A 13,994-nucleotide genomic window follows, 5' to 3' on the forward strand; every position below is an offset into this window, starting at 1 on the left:
GCAGGCCCGGGCGTGAGGCTCATCCCGCGAGCACGAGCATCGGCGCCTCGAGGAGCGCGCGCAGCTCCGCGAGGAACGCCGCCCCCACCGCGCCGTCGATCACGCGATGATCGCAGGAGAGCGTCATGCCGAGGCGCTTGCCCGGGACCACCGCCCCGTCGACGACGACGGGCTCGTCGCGCACGCGACCCACCGCGAGGATCGCGCCTTCCGGTGGGTTGATGACGGCGGAGAACGTGTCGATCCCGAACATCCCAAGGTTCGAGATCGAGAAGGTGCCGTTCGACATCTCCTCGGGGCGGAGCTTCCTCGCGCGCGCGCGTCGCGCGAGCTCGCGCACCTCGGCCGCGATGGCCGCGACGCTCTTCTTGTCCGCGTCGCGCACCACCGGCGTGACGAGGCCGTCGGGCACGGCGACCGCCACCGAAATGTCGACGCGCGAGTGCACGAGCAGGCCCTCGTCGGAGAACTGGGCGTTGCACTCCGGCACACGCGCGAGCGCGAGCGCGACCGCCTTGATCAGGAGGTCGTTGACGCTGAGTTTCGTGGCCGCGCCCTCCTTGCCGGCCGCGGCCTCGGCCAGGCGGGCGTTGACCGACTCGCGGAGCGCCGACAGGGGCGCCGCGTCCACGTCGATGGTGAGGTAGAAGTGCGGGACGGTGCTCTTCGATTCGACGAGCCTGCGCGCGATCGTCCGTCGCATCGGTGAGAGCGGTCGCACCTCGGGTGGGGCGAGGGCCGAGCTTGCAGGCGAGGCGGGCCCAGCGAGCGCGAGGGGCGCTGCCGCGAGCGCCGTCGTCGCGGCGGCCTCCAGGTCCTCCGGGAGCACGCGGCCGTGCTTGCCGCTCGCGCGCACCTGGTCGAGTGCCAGGCCGCGGTCACGCGCGAGCTTCCTCACATACGGCGAAGCCAGCACGCGGCCGGTCTCGCCGTCGTCCCCGTGTTCGGGCTCCTGGGACGTGCGATCGAGCGCCGAGCCGCCCGGCCTGAAGCCTCCGCTCGTCGCCGGAGCGGCTGGCGCCGACGCGACCGGCACGGGGGCCGGCGCAGGCGCGGGCGCGGGAGCCGCGGGCGCGGGCAGCGGCGCGGCGGCCGGCGCAGCTCCGCGGGGCGCCGCGCCGAGGGTCGCGAGGAGGCCCGCGATGTCCTCGCCAGCGATGCCGACGATCGCCACGGGCTGACCGAGCCGCACCTGGGCGCCCGCGTCGACCAGCAGGGCGAGCAGCGTCCCGGCGTCGAAGGCGCGGAACTCCATCGTCGCCTTGTCGGTCTCGACCTCGGCGAGGAGGTCGTCGATCGCGACCGCGTCGCCCGTCTTCTTGTGCCAGGCCGAGAGCACGCCCTCTTCCATCGTGGGCGAAAGCTTCGGCATCTCCAGGATCTTCGCCATCTCAGCCTCTCCCGCGCGTGACGACGCGCTTCACGGTGGCCACGACCCGCTCGGGCTGCGGCAGCACCTCTTGCTCGAGCTTCGCGTTGTACGGCATCGGCACGTCGAGCTGCGCGACCCTCAGGATCGGCGCGTCGAGGGAGTCGAACGCGAGGCGCTGCACGCGGTCGGCGACCTCCGCGCCGACGCCGCCGTACGGCCAGCCCTCGTGCACGACGACGCACCGGTGGGTCTTCTTGACCGAGCGCACGACGGTCTCTTCGTCGAGCGGGCGGAGGGAGCGAAGGTCGACGACCTCGACGTCGATCCCGTCGGCAGCCAGCGCCGCAGCGGCCTCGAGCGCGACGTGGGTCATGCGCGAGTAGCTGACCACGGTGCAGTGCGTCCCGGGACGGACGACGAGCGCCTTGCCGAGCTCGAGGGCGTCGAGGTCGTCGGGCACCTCGCCCTTCACCGAGTAGAGGGTCTCGGACTCCATGAAGAGCACGGGATCGTCGTCTCGGATCGCCGCCTTCATGAGGCCCTTCGCGTCGGCCGGTGTGGCGGGGGCCACGACCTTCAACCCGGGCACGGTCGCGTAGAAGTGCTCCATCGAGTGCGAGTGCTGGCTCCCCACCTGGCGGGCGCTCCCGTTGGGGCCGCGGAAGACGATGGGGCAGCTGAACTGCCCTCCCGACATCTGTCGAATCTTCGCGGCACCGTTCAGGATTTGGTCGAAGGCGACCGCCGAGAAGTTCCACGTCATGAACTCGATGATCGGGCGGAGGCCCACCATCGCTGCGCCGACGCCGATGCCCGCGAAGCCGCACTCGGCGATCGGGGTGTCGATGACGCGCTTGGCTCCGAAGCGCTCGAGCATGCCCTCGGACACCTTGTAGGCGCCCTGGTAGTGGCCGACCTCTTCGCCCATCAGAAACACGCGCTCGTCGCGCTCCATCTCCTCGATCATGGCTTCGCGGAGCGCCTCTCGGTAACGCAAGGTTCGCATGGCTTGGTCCTCTCAGGCGGCGAAGGGGCCCGTGTACGTGGTGGGCGCGAGCACGCTCGGGTCTGGCTCTGGGCTGTCCTCGGCGAACTTCACCGCGTCGAGCACCTCGGCCTCGACCTCGGCGTCGAGCGCGTCGACCTGGGCCTCGCCCTGGGCGCCCAACGCGACCGTGAGCTCGTGTCGCGCGCGGAAGAGCGGATCACGCTCCTTGTGCCCCTCCACCTCCGTGGCCGTGCGGTAGCGCGCCGGATCGCTCATGCTGTGGCCCCGGAACCGGTAGGTCCGGACCTCGACGATCGTCGGCTGTGACAGCTCGCGCGCGCGGTCGACCGCGGCGCGGATCCGATGCTCGACGAGGTTCACGTCGTCGGCGAAGAAGCGGTCGCGCACGACCCCGTAGCCGAGGGCCTTCTGCGAGGTGTCCTCGACGGACATGCTGCGCGAGAGCGGCGTGCCCATCGAGTACTCGTTGTTCTCGCAAATGAACACGATGGGGAGCTTCCACAGCGCGGCCAGCGAGACGCCCTCGTGGAAGCCCCCGATCGACACGGCGCCCTCGCCGTAGAGGCAGAGGGTCACGCGACCGTCGCCGCGGTACTTCGACGCGAACGCCGCGCCGGCCCCCAGCGGGATGTGGGCTCCCACGATGCCGTGGCCGCCCAGCATGCCGTTCTTGGCGTCGAACATGTGCATCGAGCCGCCGAGCCCCTGCGAGCAGCCGGTGCTCTTCCCGAAGAGCTCCGCCATCATGGCCCGCGCGCTCATTCCCTTGGCGATGGCGATGCCGTGGTCGCGGTACGTCGTGACGACGTAGTCGCCCGGCTGGAGGGCCGCGCAGGCGCCGACCGCGACGGCCTCCTGGCCGATGTAGAGGTGCAAGAACCCCCCGATCTTTCCCTGCGCGTAGGCGCGGGCGGCCTCCTCCTCCAGGCGTCGGATGAGGCGCATCTGGCGATAGAGGGCTGTCAGGTGCGCCGGCGTGGGGGCCGGCACCGGCGGGCTTGGCGGTGAGGAATCGCTCATGGTCGGTCCTACGCTCGCCGGAGGGTGAGGCGGGGGTCAAGTGCTCACACTCCCGGCGCGACTTCAGGGCGAAGGTATGACGCTGTGCGCCATCCGAAATAATCGTCCGGGCGGGTCACGAAGGCGGGAACCTCAGCGACGGACGGTGGTCGGAGTCGTAGTCGCCGGGATGGCGCCGCGAACTTCTCCGCCGGGCCCCGGCGTTCTGAAAAAATCGCGCCACCCACCCAACTTCTCGCTCGCTCGCACGTACCAGACAGCACCTCGCCCCGGAGCCCACCATGAAGTCGCCTCGCGCCCTCGCCCTCGCCGCCGCCGCGCTCACCGTCGCCTCCTTCGCCGCGCCGACCTCGGCCACGGCCTGCGGGATGTCCGTGAACCTCGCCATGCCGCGCCCCCACAAGGAGGTCAAGCCGGCCCCGAACCCCGTCCTCGAGGTGGCCGCCGCGGAGCACGCGCTGGAGCAGAACCAGCCGCTAGCAGCCGCCAACAAGGTGTTCAGCATGTTCCCTAGCGTCCGGGCGCTCGAGGGCGGCCGCCGCCCGCTCGAGACCCGCGCGCTCCGCGTGTTCGCGCTCGCCGTCGTGCGCGCCGACGGCAACGTCCCCGGCGCCGCGGGGCAGGGGTGGACCCGGGCCGCGAACCTCGAGTGGGCGGTCCAGTCGTTGAAGGAGATCGACGCGTCGCGCCCGAACGAGCCGTCGCTCCAGGCCGACCTAGGAGAGGCGATGTCGCACATCGCGCACCTCCACGGCCAGGCGCTCGCGACGCTCGACAAGCTCGCTCAGAAGGACCTCATGGGGAGCCCGCAGGCCTACGCGGCGCTCTCTCGCCTCCGGGCCGAGCGCGGCGACGTGACGGGCGCCGCCGTGGCGATGAGCCGCTGCCAGGGCATGGCGGCCACCCCGAGCGTGTGCGCTGCGCCCGCGGCGAAGGTCGCGGCCGCGGCCTCCACGCCGACCAGGACGCAGGGGATGCTGGCGTCGCGCGACTGATGGGGCTCTACCCTAGGTCTCCCGCGGCGTGGCCCGCGGTCGGGGTGCTCGCTGCGCTGGTGTTCGGCGCGTGCAAGGAGCCACCGCGCCGCGAGCCGACGCCCGCGCCGTCCGCTGGGGCACCCTCGGCGCAGCCCGCTCAGGGGGCGCGCGTCGTCGGCGATCCGATGCACGGCAAGCAGCTCATCGGCGACCTCCAGTGCAACCGGTGCCACGAGGGCACGGGCGCGCCGCCTCCACCCGCCAACAAGCAGTGCGTCCAGTGTCACGCCGACATCGTCGCGGGGAAATTCAAGGCGGCCCCCGCGCTGCTCGCCAAGTGGCGGCCCGTGGTGGAGGACCTCACCGACGCGCCGTCGCTCACCGGCACCGACAAGCGGCTTCGTCGCGAGTGGGTGGCGAGCTACCTGGCGAAGCCGCACGATCTACGCCCCGGCCTCTCGCCGAGCATGCCGCGCCTCGCCCTCGAGCCCAGCCAAATCGCTGATCTAGCCGCGTACTTGGTGCTCGCCGAGACGAAGCCGGAGGCGGCGCCCCGGGGGGATCTCGACGCGGGGCGTCGGCTGCTCGAGTCGAAGTGCACCACGTGCCACGCCATGTCGGGGGTGCCCGGCCTGGCCATCTCGCCCGTGCCCGCGGGTCTGAAGCCGGAGCAGCTCGTGCTCGGCCGGCGCCTCGCGCCCGATCTGCGCTTCGTCCGCGAGCGGCAGCTGCCAAGTCAGACGGCCGCGTGGCTCCGCGATCCGATCGCCGCGAAGGCGGACAGCGCGATGCCGCGGATCCCGCTCACCGAGGCCGAGGTGCAGAGTCTCACGGCGTTCTTGCACACGCGTCCGCTCGAGTCGGTGGCACCGAAGCCGCGCGTCGCGCGACCGCCGCTGCTCACGCGGAAGGTCACGTTCGCCGAGGTCGACAAGCGCGTGTTCCACCGCACCTGCTGGCACTGTCACTCGGAGCCCGACTACGCGATCGGCGATGGAGGTCCGGGCAATTCGGGCGGCTTCGGCTTCAAGCCGCGTGGGCTGAACCTCTCCGACTTCAACGGCATCGCCGCGGGGTTCCTGGATGACAAGGGCGAGCGCGCCAGCGTGTTCGCGCCTGGCCCTGACGGCGTCCCGCGGCTCGTCGCCTCGCTGCTCGCGCGCCACGCAGAGGAGGCGGGCGCCGAGACCGGCCCCGTCCGCGGCATGCCGCTCGCCTACCCGCCGCTCGCGCTCGACGAAATCCAGCTCGTCGACAGCTGGATCGCCCAGGGGCGCCCGCGTTGAGCGGCCGTCCGCAGCGCTCGCTCGTCGTGCGGGCCGCGCTCGTCGCGCTCGTCGCGGTCGCGCTGGGGGCCTGCTCCCGCGAGGTCCCGCGTGAGCCGGTGGTGCGTGAGCCCACGGGGAGCACGGCCGCGTCGCCCGCCGTGTCGCCCGTGAGCGCGCCCGCCGCCTCGGCGGTCGCCCCGGCGAGCGCCGCCGCGCCCGCGCGGGGGGCCGCGAGGCTGGCGTTTCTTGCGCCTCCAGCCGACGCCGACCTCGGCGCGTTCCTTCGCACCGAGCGCCTCCGCGCGAAGGCCGGCGGGCGCCTCCTCGTCGTCTACGCGGGCGCCTCCTGGTGCCCTCCCTGCAAGCGCTTCCACGCGGCGGCCCACGGGGGGGAGCTCGACGCCGATCTCGGCGCGACGACGCTCGTCGAGCTCGACGCCGACAACGACCGGGCGCGCCTCGAGGCGCTAGGCTATATGTACAAAAATATTCCGTATTTCGCCATTCCTGGCGAGAACGGGCGCGTCCACGAGGCGCTCTCCGTCGTCGACACGACCCAAGGCGCGCAGCGGCAAATCGTGGACACGCTGACCCGGTGGCAGGCGGCGCGCTGAGTCACTCGCCTTCGCGCGTCGCCGGGGTCGCGTCGTGCGCGCCCGCCGGACCGGCGTCGCGGCTCTTCGCGGAGGCGTGTGGCGCGGACGGAGCGTGCGTTGCGGGCGCGTGTGCGCCCGGCAGCGTGCGGCGCGGGTGGGGCGCGCCTGCGTCTTCGCTCCGCTGGAGGTGGCTGCGCCGTTCGATCACGATCCCCGCGAGCCCGGCGAGCAGCCCGAGGCCGACGAGGTAGTTGAGCCAGCGCGGCGGTCGACCGCTCGCCCCCCCGAGCCTGCGCGCGGGGCGCTCCTCCTCGGGCGCGGTGGCCCCGTCGGAGCGCAGGCGCGCGCGCAGGGCCCGGGCCACGGCGCGACCGAGCTCTGCCGGGGAGGCGAAGCGGTCGGCCGGGTCCTTGGCGAGGCCGCGCTCGACGAGGACGCGTGTGAGCTCGCGCGCCGTGTCCGGCTCGAGATCGTCGCGCACGATCGCGCGCGGCGTGTGCCCCCCGACCGCGATCGCCGCGGCGACGGTCAGCAGGTCTTTGCCGGGGAACGCGCGCGTGCCGGTCAGCGCCTCGTAGAGAGTCGCGGCCATCGCGAACACGTCGCCCTGGGCGTGCGGCGGGCCGCCGGCCAGCGTCTCGGGCGCCGAGTACGCGGGCGTCCCGAGCACGGCGCCTTCGCGCGTGAGGCCGCCCTCGGGCACCCGAGCCAGGCCGAAATCGCCAATCTTGCTGCCGGTTTGACTGAGCAGCACGTTCTCCGGCTTCACGTCCCGGTGGAGCACGCCCGCGGCGTGGGCGGCGTCGAGGGCGTCGCCGAGCTCCTGGGCCAGACGCGCCACGTCGTCGGGCGCGAGCGGTCCACGCGCGAGCCGCGCGCGCAGGGTCTCGCCGGCGATCAGCTCGAACACCAGGAAGACACCCGCGGTCGGATCCTCCCCCATGTCGTGGAGGACGACGACGTTCGGGTGGCTCAGCGCCGCCACCGCCCGCGCCTCGACCTTCATCCGCTCCGCGAGGTGCGCACGCAGGTCGGGGGGCAGCCCGAGGTCGTCGCGCAGCACCTTCACCGCCACGCGACGGCCAAGGACCGTGTCGAGGCCCACGAAGACGCGGCCCATCCCTCCCTCGCCGAGCCGCTCGACGAGCTCGTAGCGACCGACGCGTGCGCCGACTCCCGGGGAGGGGGAGGGCGTGGGATCGGGAGGGGTCACCGGGTCACCCGTCGTGGGGGTTCCAGCACGCGACCTTGTGCCCGCTGCCGAACACCAGCTCGGCGAACGGAGGCGCCTCGGTCTTGCATTGCGAGACCGCGCGCGGGCATCGCGGGTGGAAGCTGCACCCGCTCGGCGGATCGATGGGGGAGGGCACGTCCCCCTCGAGCAGCACGTGGAGGCGCTTGCGCTCCGGGTCGGCCACCGGCGACGCCCCGAGGAGCGCGCGCGTGTACGGGTGCAGCGCGCCGCCGTAGAGGCGCTCGACGGGCGCCTGCTCGACGATGTGGCCAAGGTACATCACGCACACGCGGTGGCTGATGTGCTCGACGATCTTCAGGTCGTGCGAGATGAAGAGGAACGCGACGCCGAGCTCGTCCTGGAGGTCGAGCAAGAGATTCACGATCTGCGCCTGAATGGAGACGTCGAGGGCGCTGATGGGCTCGTCGCACACGATGAACTCGGGCTGCACCGCGAGGGCGCGCGCGATCCCTACGCGCTGCCGCTGCCCTCCCGAGAACTCGTGCGGGTAGCGGTCCATGGCCTCGGGTCGGAGCCCCACCTTGCGGAGCAGCTCGGCGACGAGCGCCTCCTCGTCGGCGCGGGTGGCCGCGAGGTTGTGGATGCGGATCGCCTCGGCGACGATCTCGCGCACGGTCATGCGAGGGTTCAGGCTCGAGTACGGGTCCTGGAAGATGATCTGCATCTTTCGCCGCAGCGGCCGGAGCGAAGCTGCGTTGAGGTGCGCGATGTCCTTTCCGTCGTAGAGGATGCGGCCGTACGTGGGCTCGAGGAGCCGGAGCAACAGGCGCCCGAGCGTGCTCTTGCCGCAGCCGCTCTCGCCGACGAGCCCCAGGGTCTCACCGCGTCGGACGCGCAGAGACACGCCGTCGACGGCACGAAGGACCCGATCGCCCCGCGAGAACAGGCCGCCGCCGACCGGGAAATATTTGGACAGCGACTCGGTCGCCACGAGCGTCCGGGAGGCTTGCGCGCCCGGCCTGTCGGCGACCCTCTCGGCGCCCTCTTCGGCCGCCGTGGTCATCGCGACGCCTCCGCGGCCGGCGTCACGTCGGCCGCCCGGAAGCAGCGCGCCAACCTGTGGGGCTCGCCCTCGGGCGCCTCGAGCGCGGGCTCGGCCTCGCGACACGCCGGGGTGACGAAGGCGCAACGGTCGGCGAAGCGGCAGCCCGGCGGGAGGCTCCGCAGGTCGGGTACGAGCCCCTCGATGGCCCGGAGGCGCGAGCGACGCGGGGTGCTGCCTCGCCTCGGCAAGCTGTCGAGCAGGCCGCGCGTGTAAGGGTGTCGAGGCGCGCGGAAGAGGTCGACGACCGGCGCGCTCTCCACGACGCGACCGGCGTACATGACCGCCACGTGGTGCGTGTATTCGGCGACGACGCCGAGGTCGTGCGTGATGAGGATGATCCCCATGCCGAGCCGCTCCTGCAGCTCGCTCAGGAGCTCCAGGATCTGGGCCTGGATCGTGACGTCGAGCGCCGTCGTCGGCTCGTCGGCGATGAGGAGCTTCGGCTCGCACGCGAGCGCCATGGCGATCATCACGCGCTGGCGCATGCCCCCCGAGAGCTGGTGCGGGTACGCGTGGAAGTTCTCTTCGGGCGAGTGGATGCCTACGAGGCGCAGCATGTCGATCGCGCGCGCCTTCGCCTGCGCTCGCGTGACGCGCTGGTGCAGCACCACGGCCTCCACCACCTGGGCGCCCGCCGTATAGATGGGGTTCAGGCTGGTCATGGGCTCTTGGAAGATCATGGAGATGTCGTTGCCGCGGACGTCGCGCATCTCGCGCTCCGACCGGGTGACGAGGTCGCGCCCCAGGAACCGCACCTCGCCGCTGGCGATGCGGCCCACGTCGGGCAGGAGCCGCAGGATAGAGAGCGCCGTGACGCTCTTGCCGCAGCCGCTCTCGCCGACGATCCCGAGGGTCTTGCCGGGCTCGACCCGGAAGGAGACGTCGTCAATCGCGCGCAGCGGACCGTCGTCCGTGTCGAATGTGGTCGTGAGCCCGCGAACGTCTAGCATGGCCGCGGGGGTATCATGCGGGAGCGCGCCGCCCGCGGAAAGCGCGAACATGCAAGCGAGCCGCAGGCGAGCGGCGTGTCTATGGCAACCGACCGAAGGGAGGGCGTCATGAACGCTCGAAACCGCCAAGCGGTGCCGTTAGGAAACCGAAGTCGCGCGGGATGCGCTCGCCACGGCCGGTCCGAAGCGACTATCGTGGCCAAGTGCGCCCGAGGGTCCTCACCGCCGTCGTGATCACGCTGGCAGGGCTCGCGGGGCTAGCCGCGGCCCCGGCGTGCGTGCCGCCCGATCGTCTGTGCGCCAGCGACGACCCGTGCGGGTCGGGCAAGGCGTGCGTCACGGGGCGCTGCGTGTCGGCCAAGGAGACCGTGCGGCTGCTCGAGGTGGACGACGCCGGCTCGCCCCTCGTGAAGCGCCGGGTCATCGCCCCCACCGACCTCGCGTGGCTCACCCCCGAGACCCGCGAGGGTGGGGGTACGCCCGTGACGGTGGGCCTCGGGGGCGCGTCGCGAGGCGTGCTGCTCTTGCGCTTTACCGACGTCGTCGTCCCCACCGACCTCGTGGAGGCGTACGTGGTGCTCCGCCGCGCGCCGCGGGTCGACCCGCCCGTGGGGCCGGTGCGGCTCCGCGCGCGCGCCGTCCACGACGACTGGGATCCCACGACCCTCTCGTTCGCGCGGGCGCCGCGCCTCGCCGACGTGCCCACGCCCGAGACCCGGGTGCTGCCTGGGGCGGGCGAGGTGATCCGCGTCGACGTCCGCGCCCTCGTCGCCGCGTGGGCGGTCCGCGGGCGGGCGCAGGGGATCGCGATCGCGGTCACCGAGGACCCCGAGTCTCCCCTGTATGTCGCGCTCGCCCCCTCGGTGGAGTCGCCGGCGCCAGCGCTCGAGCTTTACGCCCGCTGAGCTGGGCTGCTCGCGGCCCATCCGGGGCAGGCTTGATCCATGCGCTTGGCGCCGCTGGAGCCCGCGAGCTCACCCAAGGTGCGAGGGTGTCTTACCTTCTTGGCGGGATTCCTTGCTCAGGCGCGTGGCCACGTGAATAGCGGGCCCACCGGTCGCGTCACACCGCCTGGGACCTCGATCTCGGGTGCCCGCAGGTCGCCGCCACACGCGTGGCCCCGTCTTTGCTCTATCCTCGAGCGCTGCTGCCCCGCCGCCTGTCGAGGCCCCCAGCTTCAACTTGACCGCGCGGCCCCACAAGGGGACGCTCACAAAACGAAAGGCCTCCCCTGGAGGCGAAGGAGACAAGAGAGATGCGCCTGTCGAAGATCCTTGGGACCGCGTGTGCAGTGGCCGGCCTCCTCGTCGCCGCGGGGGCGAGCGCGGGTGGTGAGCACTACAAAGTGGCGACCGCGGGCGGCTCGCTGACGGTCACGCCGGTCGGTGAGTGGCACGTCAACAAGGCCTTCCCCTGGAAGCTCACCTGCGGCAGCCATGTCATCACGAGCTTCGAGCTGAGCGACGCGGCGGCGAAGGCGTCGGGCGGGAGCGGCGCCTGCGAGCTCAAGGGCGCGATGTGCTCGAAGGACAGCTGCGAGCCGTTCAAGGCTGCGGTCAACTTCTAGGCCCGATCGCGCATCACTCGCGCGCGGTCTTGAAGGGCGCGACCCCAACCGGGTCGCGCTTTTCCTTTGTGGGCGTGGGGCGGTGCCGTACCTTCTCGGCATGACGAACGGCGTGGCCGCGGCCGAGCTGGCGAAGGTGGCGGCGAGCGTCCACGAGCGCTACGTCGAGGGCCGCTGGGTGCTCTCCTTCGACGAGTACGTGGACCTGTTTGCGACGAACCCGGTGCGGTACGCCCGGGACGCGAGCCGCTACGTGCGGGACGCCTTCGACCATTACGGCACCACGCAGGTGCAGCGCCCTTGGGGCGAGCAGACGCGGTGGAACCTCTTCGACCTCCCCTTCGAGGACGCGAGCGTAGGGGCTCGCCGCGCCGGGCTCATCGGCCAAGAGCACGTGCAAGAGGAGTTGTACCGATCGCTCTGCAACTTCGCGAGGGAGGGGAGGGCCAACCGGCTCGTGCTGCTCCACGGCCCGAACGGGTCGGCGAAGAGCACCGTCGCCGGCTGCGTGCTCCGCGCGCTCGAGGACTACTCGACGCTCCCCGAAGGCGCGATCTACACCTACAGCTGGGTGTTCCCGTCGTCGCGCTCCACCCGTGGCGCGCTCGGCTTCGGGGGCGGCAAGGACGTCTCCGCGTCGGTCCTCAGCTACGCCCACCTCGCGGACGAGGAGCTCGACGCCAAGCTGCTCGTGGAGGTCCGCGATCATCCGCTCTTCCTCGTGCCGATCGAAGAACGCCGCGGCCTGGTGGGGGAGCTCGGCGCGCGCGCCTACCCTGACGGCCTGCCCGAGCCGTACTCGGAGTGGTTCTCGCGCGGGCGGCTCTCGCACAAGAGCCAGCAGATCTTCGACGCCCTCCTCGCGAGCTACAGGGGCTCCTACCGCGACGTGCTGAAGCACGTGCGCGTGGAGCGCTACTTCATCTCCCACAGGTACCGCGTGGGGGCCGTCACGATCGGCCCGCAGATGAGCGTCGACGCGGTCGAGCGGCAGGTGACCGCCGACCGATCGCTCGCGTCGCTCCCGGCGTCGCTCCAGGCGCTGTCGCTGTACGAGGTGAAGGGGGAGCTCATCGACGCCGCCGGCGGCGTGCTGGAGTTCAGCGATCTGCTGAAGCGGCCGCTCGACACGTTCAAGTACCTGCAGCTCAGCGTCGAGACGTCGGAGGTCGCGCTCACGCAGCAGAACGTCACGCTCAACTGCGTGATGATCGGCAGCGCGAACGAGCTGCACCTCGACGCGTTCCGCGAGCACCCGGAGTTCGCGAGCTTCCGAGGCCGCCTCGAGCTCGTGCGCACCCCGTACCTCCGGAGCTACGTTCTCGAGCAGCAGATCTACGACGCGCACGTCGCGCCCCAGGTGCGGCGGCACGTGGCCCCGCACGCGACCGAGGTGGCGGCGCTCTTCGCGGTGCTCACGCGCATGCGCAAGGCGGACCCCACGCGTCATGCGGGGGCGCTAGGCGCCGCGGCCGCTGGCCTGTCGGCGATCGAGAAGATGGACCTCTACGCGACCGGGGCGGCGCCGCCGCGGCTCGACGTGGACACCGCGAAGCTCGTGCGCTCGTCGATCCGTGCCATCTACAAGGAGTCCGCCGACGCGGTCGACTACGAGGGGCGCACCGGCGCGAGCCCGCGCGAGATGCGTGTGGTGTTGCTCGACGCGGCGCAGTCGCCCGTGCACCCGTGCCTGTCGCCGCTCGCGGTGCTCACCGAGATCGAGGCGCTGTGCGCGCGCAAGGGTGAGTTCGACTGGCTCGAGCTCGAGCCAGTCGAGGGCGGCTACCACGACGTGAAGCTGTTCGTCGCGGAGCTGCGCGAGCGCCTGCTCTCCTCGTGGGAGCGAGAGATGTATCTCGCGGCCGGCGTCGTCGAAGAGGGCCGCTACGAGGAGCTGTTCGAGCGCTACGTGCAGCACGTGAGCGTGTGGGTGAAGAAGGAGCGCCTGCGCAACCGGCTCACCGGCGAGTACGAAGAGCCCGACGAAAAGATGATGCGCGAGGTCGAGCGGCTTCTCGCGCTGAAGGGCGAGCCCGGCACCGCGCGCCGCGACGTGATCGGCGCGATCGCGGCCTGGGCGATCGACCACCCGGGGCTGCCCATCGAGCCGGAGACCGTGTTCCCCGGCAGCATCGCGAAGATGCGTGAGGCCGTCTTTGCTGGCAAAAAATCGCTGATCGTGCGCCTCGTGCGCGACGTCGTCGCCCTCGTGCGCGAGGAAGGCAGCGGCCTCGACGACGCGCGCAAGGCCGAGGCACGCGCGGTGCTCGATCGCCTCGCGAAGCACTTTGGCTATTGCGACGCCTGCGCCACGTCGGCCTGCGCGGGGCTCGCGGCGGGGCGCTTCGCGTAGGCGAGGCGGGCGCTGCGGTCGCGAGGGCTCGGCGCTCTAGCCTGGTTGCGCGCGCCGAGCGACCGCGCGCGCGAGCCGCTCGCGCCCCGACTTGACCCCGAAGAGCCGCGGCGCGGTGAGGTCGGTCGAGGGGCCCAGCGAGGTGCCTGAGAGGAGGCACGCGACGAGCAGCGCGGTCGCGTCGTCGGGCGCGCCGGCGTGCACCACGAACACCCGGGTGCAGCGCTGCGCGAGCTCGGCGAGGCCCCCTGAAGGGTGCGCGGCCTCTGCGCGGGCGACGAGCGCATGATCGCTGTCCGTGAGGCGGCGCGCCTCGACGGCGACCGTACCCTTGACGTCGGCGTGGTGGACGAGGATGAACGCGAGGTCGTGCTCGGGTGGCTGGCGGCGCTTCTCCGCAGAGAGCCCCACCTTCGCGTCGAGGAAGCGCGCCGCGTAGGGGCGCAGCACCGCGAGCGAGAACGGCGCGGGCGTCTCTTGGCCGAAGACGAGATAGCCGGCAGCCGGTGTCGGGAGCGCCGCGCCGGCGATGAGGCACCCCGTGGGGTCGAGGAGCGACGGGTCGGGGAGCGCCACGCGGGG

13 protein-coding genes are annotated in these 13,994 nt (G+C 72.2%); 6 read left to right on the forward strand and 7 right to left on the reverse strand.

The window, feature by feature from the left end; translation table 11 throughout:
* Positions 1-19: 19 nt before the first annotated feature.
* Genes IPQ09_20820 through pdhA form a run of 3 tightly spaced genes read right to left on the reverse strand, consistent with a single transcriptional unit; the run spans position 20 to position 3,401 of the window.
* On the reverse strand, positions 20-1,390 hold the full coding sequence (locus IPQ09_20820; protein MBL0196621.1) for a 2-oxo acid dehydrogenase subunit E2: 1,371 nt from the start codon (positions 1,388-1,390) through the stop codon (positions 20-22).
* A 1-nt stretch (position 1,391) separates the two neighbouring features.
* Positions 1,392-2,378: a pyruvate dehydrogenase complex E1 component subunit beta gene (locus IPQ09_20825; protein ID MBL0196622.1), complete on the reverse strand. Its 987-nt coding sequence runs from the start codon at positions 2,376-2,378 to the stop codon at positions 1,392-1,394.
* Between the two features lie 12 nt (positions 2,379-2,390).
* Positions 2,391-3,401, reverse strand: a complete 1,011-nt coding sequence (pdhA, locus tag IPQ09_20830; GenBank protein ID MBL0196623.1) for a pyruvate dehydrogenase (acetyl-transferring) E1 component subunit alpha — start codon at positions 3,399-3,401, stop codon at positions 2,391-2,393.
* Positions 3,402-3,682: 281 nt separating this feature from the next.
* Here pdhA and IPQ09_20835 point away from each other — a divergent pair, with 281 nt between their 5' ends.
* From IPQ09_20835 to IPQ09_20845, 3 genes are all read left to right on the forward strand, one after another.
* The gene (locus IPQ09_20835; protein ID MBL0196624.1) at positions 3,683-4,396 is read left to right on the forward strand and encodes a hypothetical protein; all 714 of its coding nucleotides are present in this window, start codon (positions 3,683-3,685) and stop codon (positions 4,394-4,396) included.
* 167 nt (positions 4,397-4,563) lie between these two features.
* Positions 4,564-5,664 (forward strand): c-type cytochrome, encoded by a 1,101-nt coding sequence (locus IPQ09_20840; GenBank protein MBL0196625.1) that lies wholly within the window; start codon positions 4,564-4,566, stop codon positions 5,662-5,664.
* On the forward strand, positions 5,661-6,260 hold the full coding sequence (locus IPQ09_20845) for a hypothetical protein (protein MBL0196626.1): 600 nt from the start codon (positions 5,661-5,663) through the stop codon (positions 6,258-6,260). Before IPQ09_20840 ends, IPQ09_20845 begins: the two co-directional genes overlap by 4 nt.
* Before the next feature lies 1 nt (position 6,261).
* Here the strand turns inward: IPQ09_20845 and IPQ09_20850 are convergent, their stop codons facing one another.
* From IPQ09_20850 to IPQ09_20860, 3 genes are read right to left on the reverse strand one after another with little or no spacing between them, the layout of a single operon-like run.
* Entirely contained in the window at positions 6,262-7,455 is a 1,194-nt protein-coding gene (locus IPQ09_20850; protein ID MBL0196627.1) for a serine/threonine protein kinase, read from the reverse strand.
* A 4-nt stretch (positions 7,456-7,459) separates the two neighbouring features.
* Positions 7,460-8,500 carry a dipeptide ABC transporter ATP-binding protein gene (locus tag IPQ09_20855; GenBank protein ID MBL0196628.1) on the reverse strand — a complete coding sequence of 347 codons (1,041 nt, stop codon included), beginning with the start codon at positions 8,498-8,500 and terminating at the stop codon, positions 7,460-7,462.
* Positions 8,497-9,492, reverse strand: coding sequence for an ABC transporter ATP-binding protein (locus IPQ09_20860; protein ID MBL0196629.1), 996 nt, complete (start codon positions 9,490-9,492; stop codon positions 8,497-8,499). Before IPQ09_20860 ends, IPQ09_20855 begins: the two co-directional genes overlap by 4 nt.
* A 203-nt stretch (positions 9,493-9,695) precedes the next feature.
* Between IPQ09_20860 and IPQ09_20865 the strand changes: the two genes are divergently transcribed.
* The 3 genes from IPQ09_20865 to IPQ09_20875 all read left to right on the forward strand — a co-directional run bounded on the left by IPQ09_20865 (position 9,696) and on the right by IPQ09_20875 (position 13,412).
* Positions 9,696-10,397 (forward strand): hypothetical protein, encoded by a 702-nt coding sequence (locus IPQ09_20865; protein ID MBL0196630.1) that lies wholly within the window; start codon positions 9,696-9,698, stop codon positions 10,395-10,397.
* Between the two features lie 350 nt (positions 10,398-10,747).
* On the forward strand, positions 10,748-11,059 hold the full coding sequence (locus tag IPQ09_20870) for a hypothetical protein (protein ID MBL0196631.1): 312 nt from the start codon (positions 10,748-10,750) through the stop codon (positions 11,057-11,059).
* 100 nt (positions 11,060-11,159) lie between these two features.
* Positions 11,160-13,412: a serine protein kinase PrkA gene (locus tag IPQ09_20875; GenBank protein MBL0196632.1), complete on the forward strand. Its 2,253-nt coding sequence runs from the start codon at positions 11,160-11,162 to the stop codon at positions 13,410-13,412.
* A gap of 36 nt (positions 13,413-13,448) precedes the next feature.
* Here the strand turns inward: IPQ09_20875 and IPQ09_20880 are convergent, their stop codons facing one another.
* Positions 13,449-13,988 (reverse strand): hypothetical protein, encoded by a 540-nt coding sequence (locus IPQ09_20880; GenBank protein MBL0196633.1) that lies wholly within the window; start codon positions 13,986-13,988, stop codon positions 13,449-13,451.
* Positions 13,989-13,994 lie beyond the last annotated feature (6 nt).

Source organism: Myxococcales bacterium, from assembly GCA_016720545.1.
Lineage (GTDB): Bacteria > Myxococcota_A > Polyangia > Polyangiales > Polyangiaceae > JAAFHV01.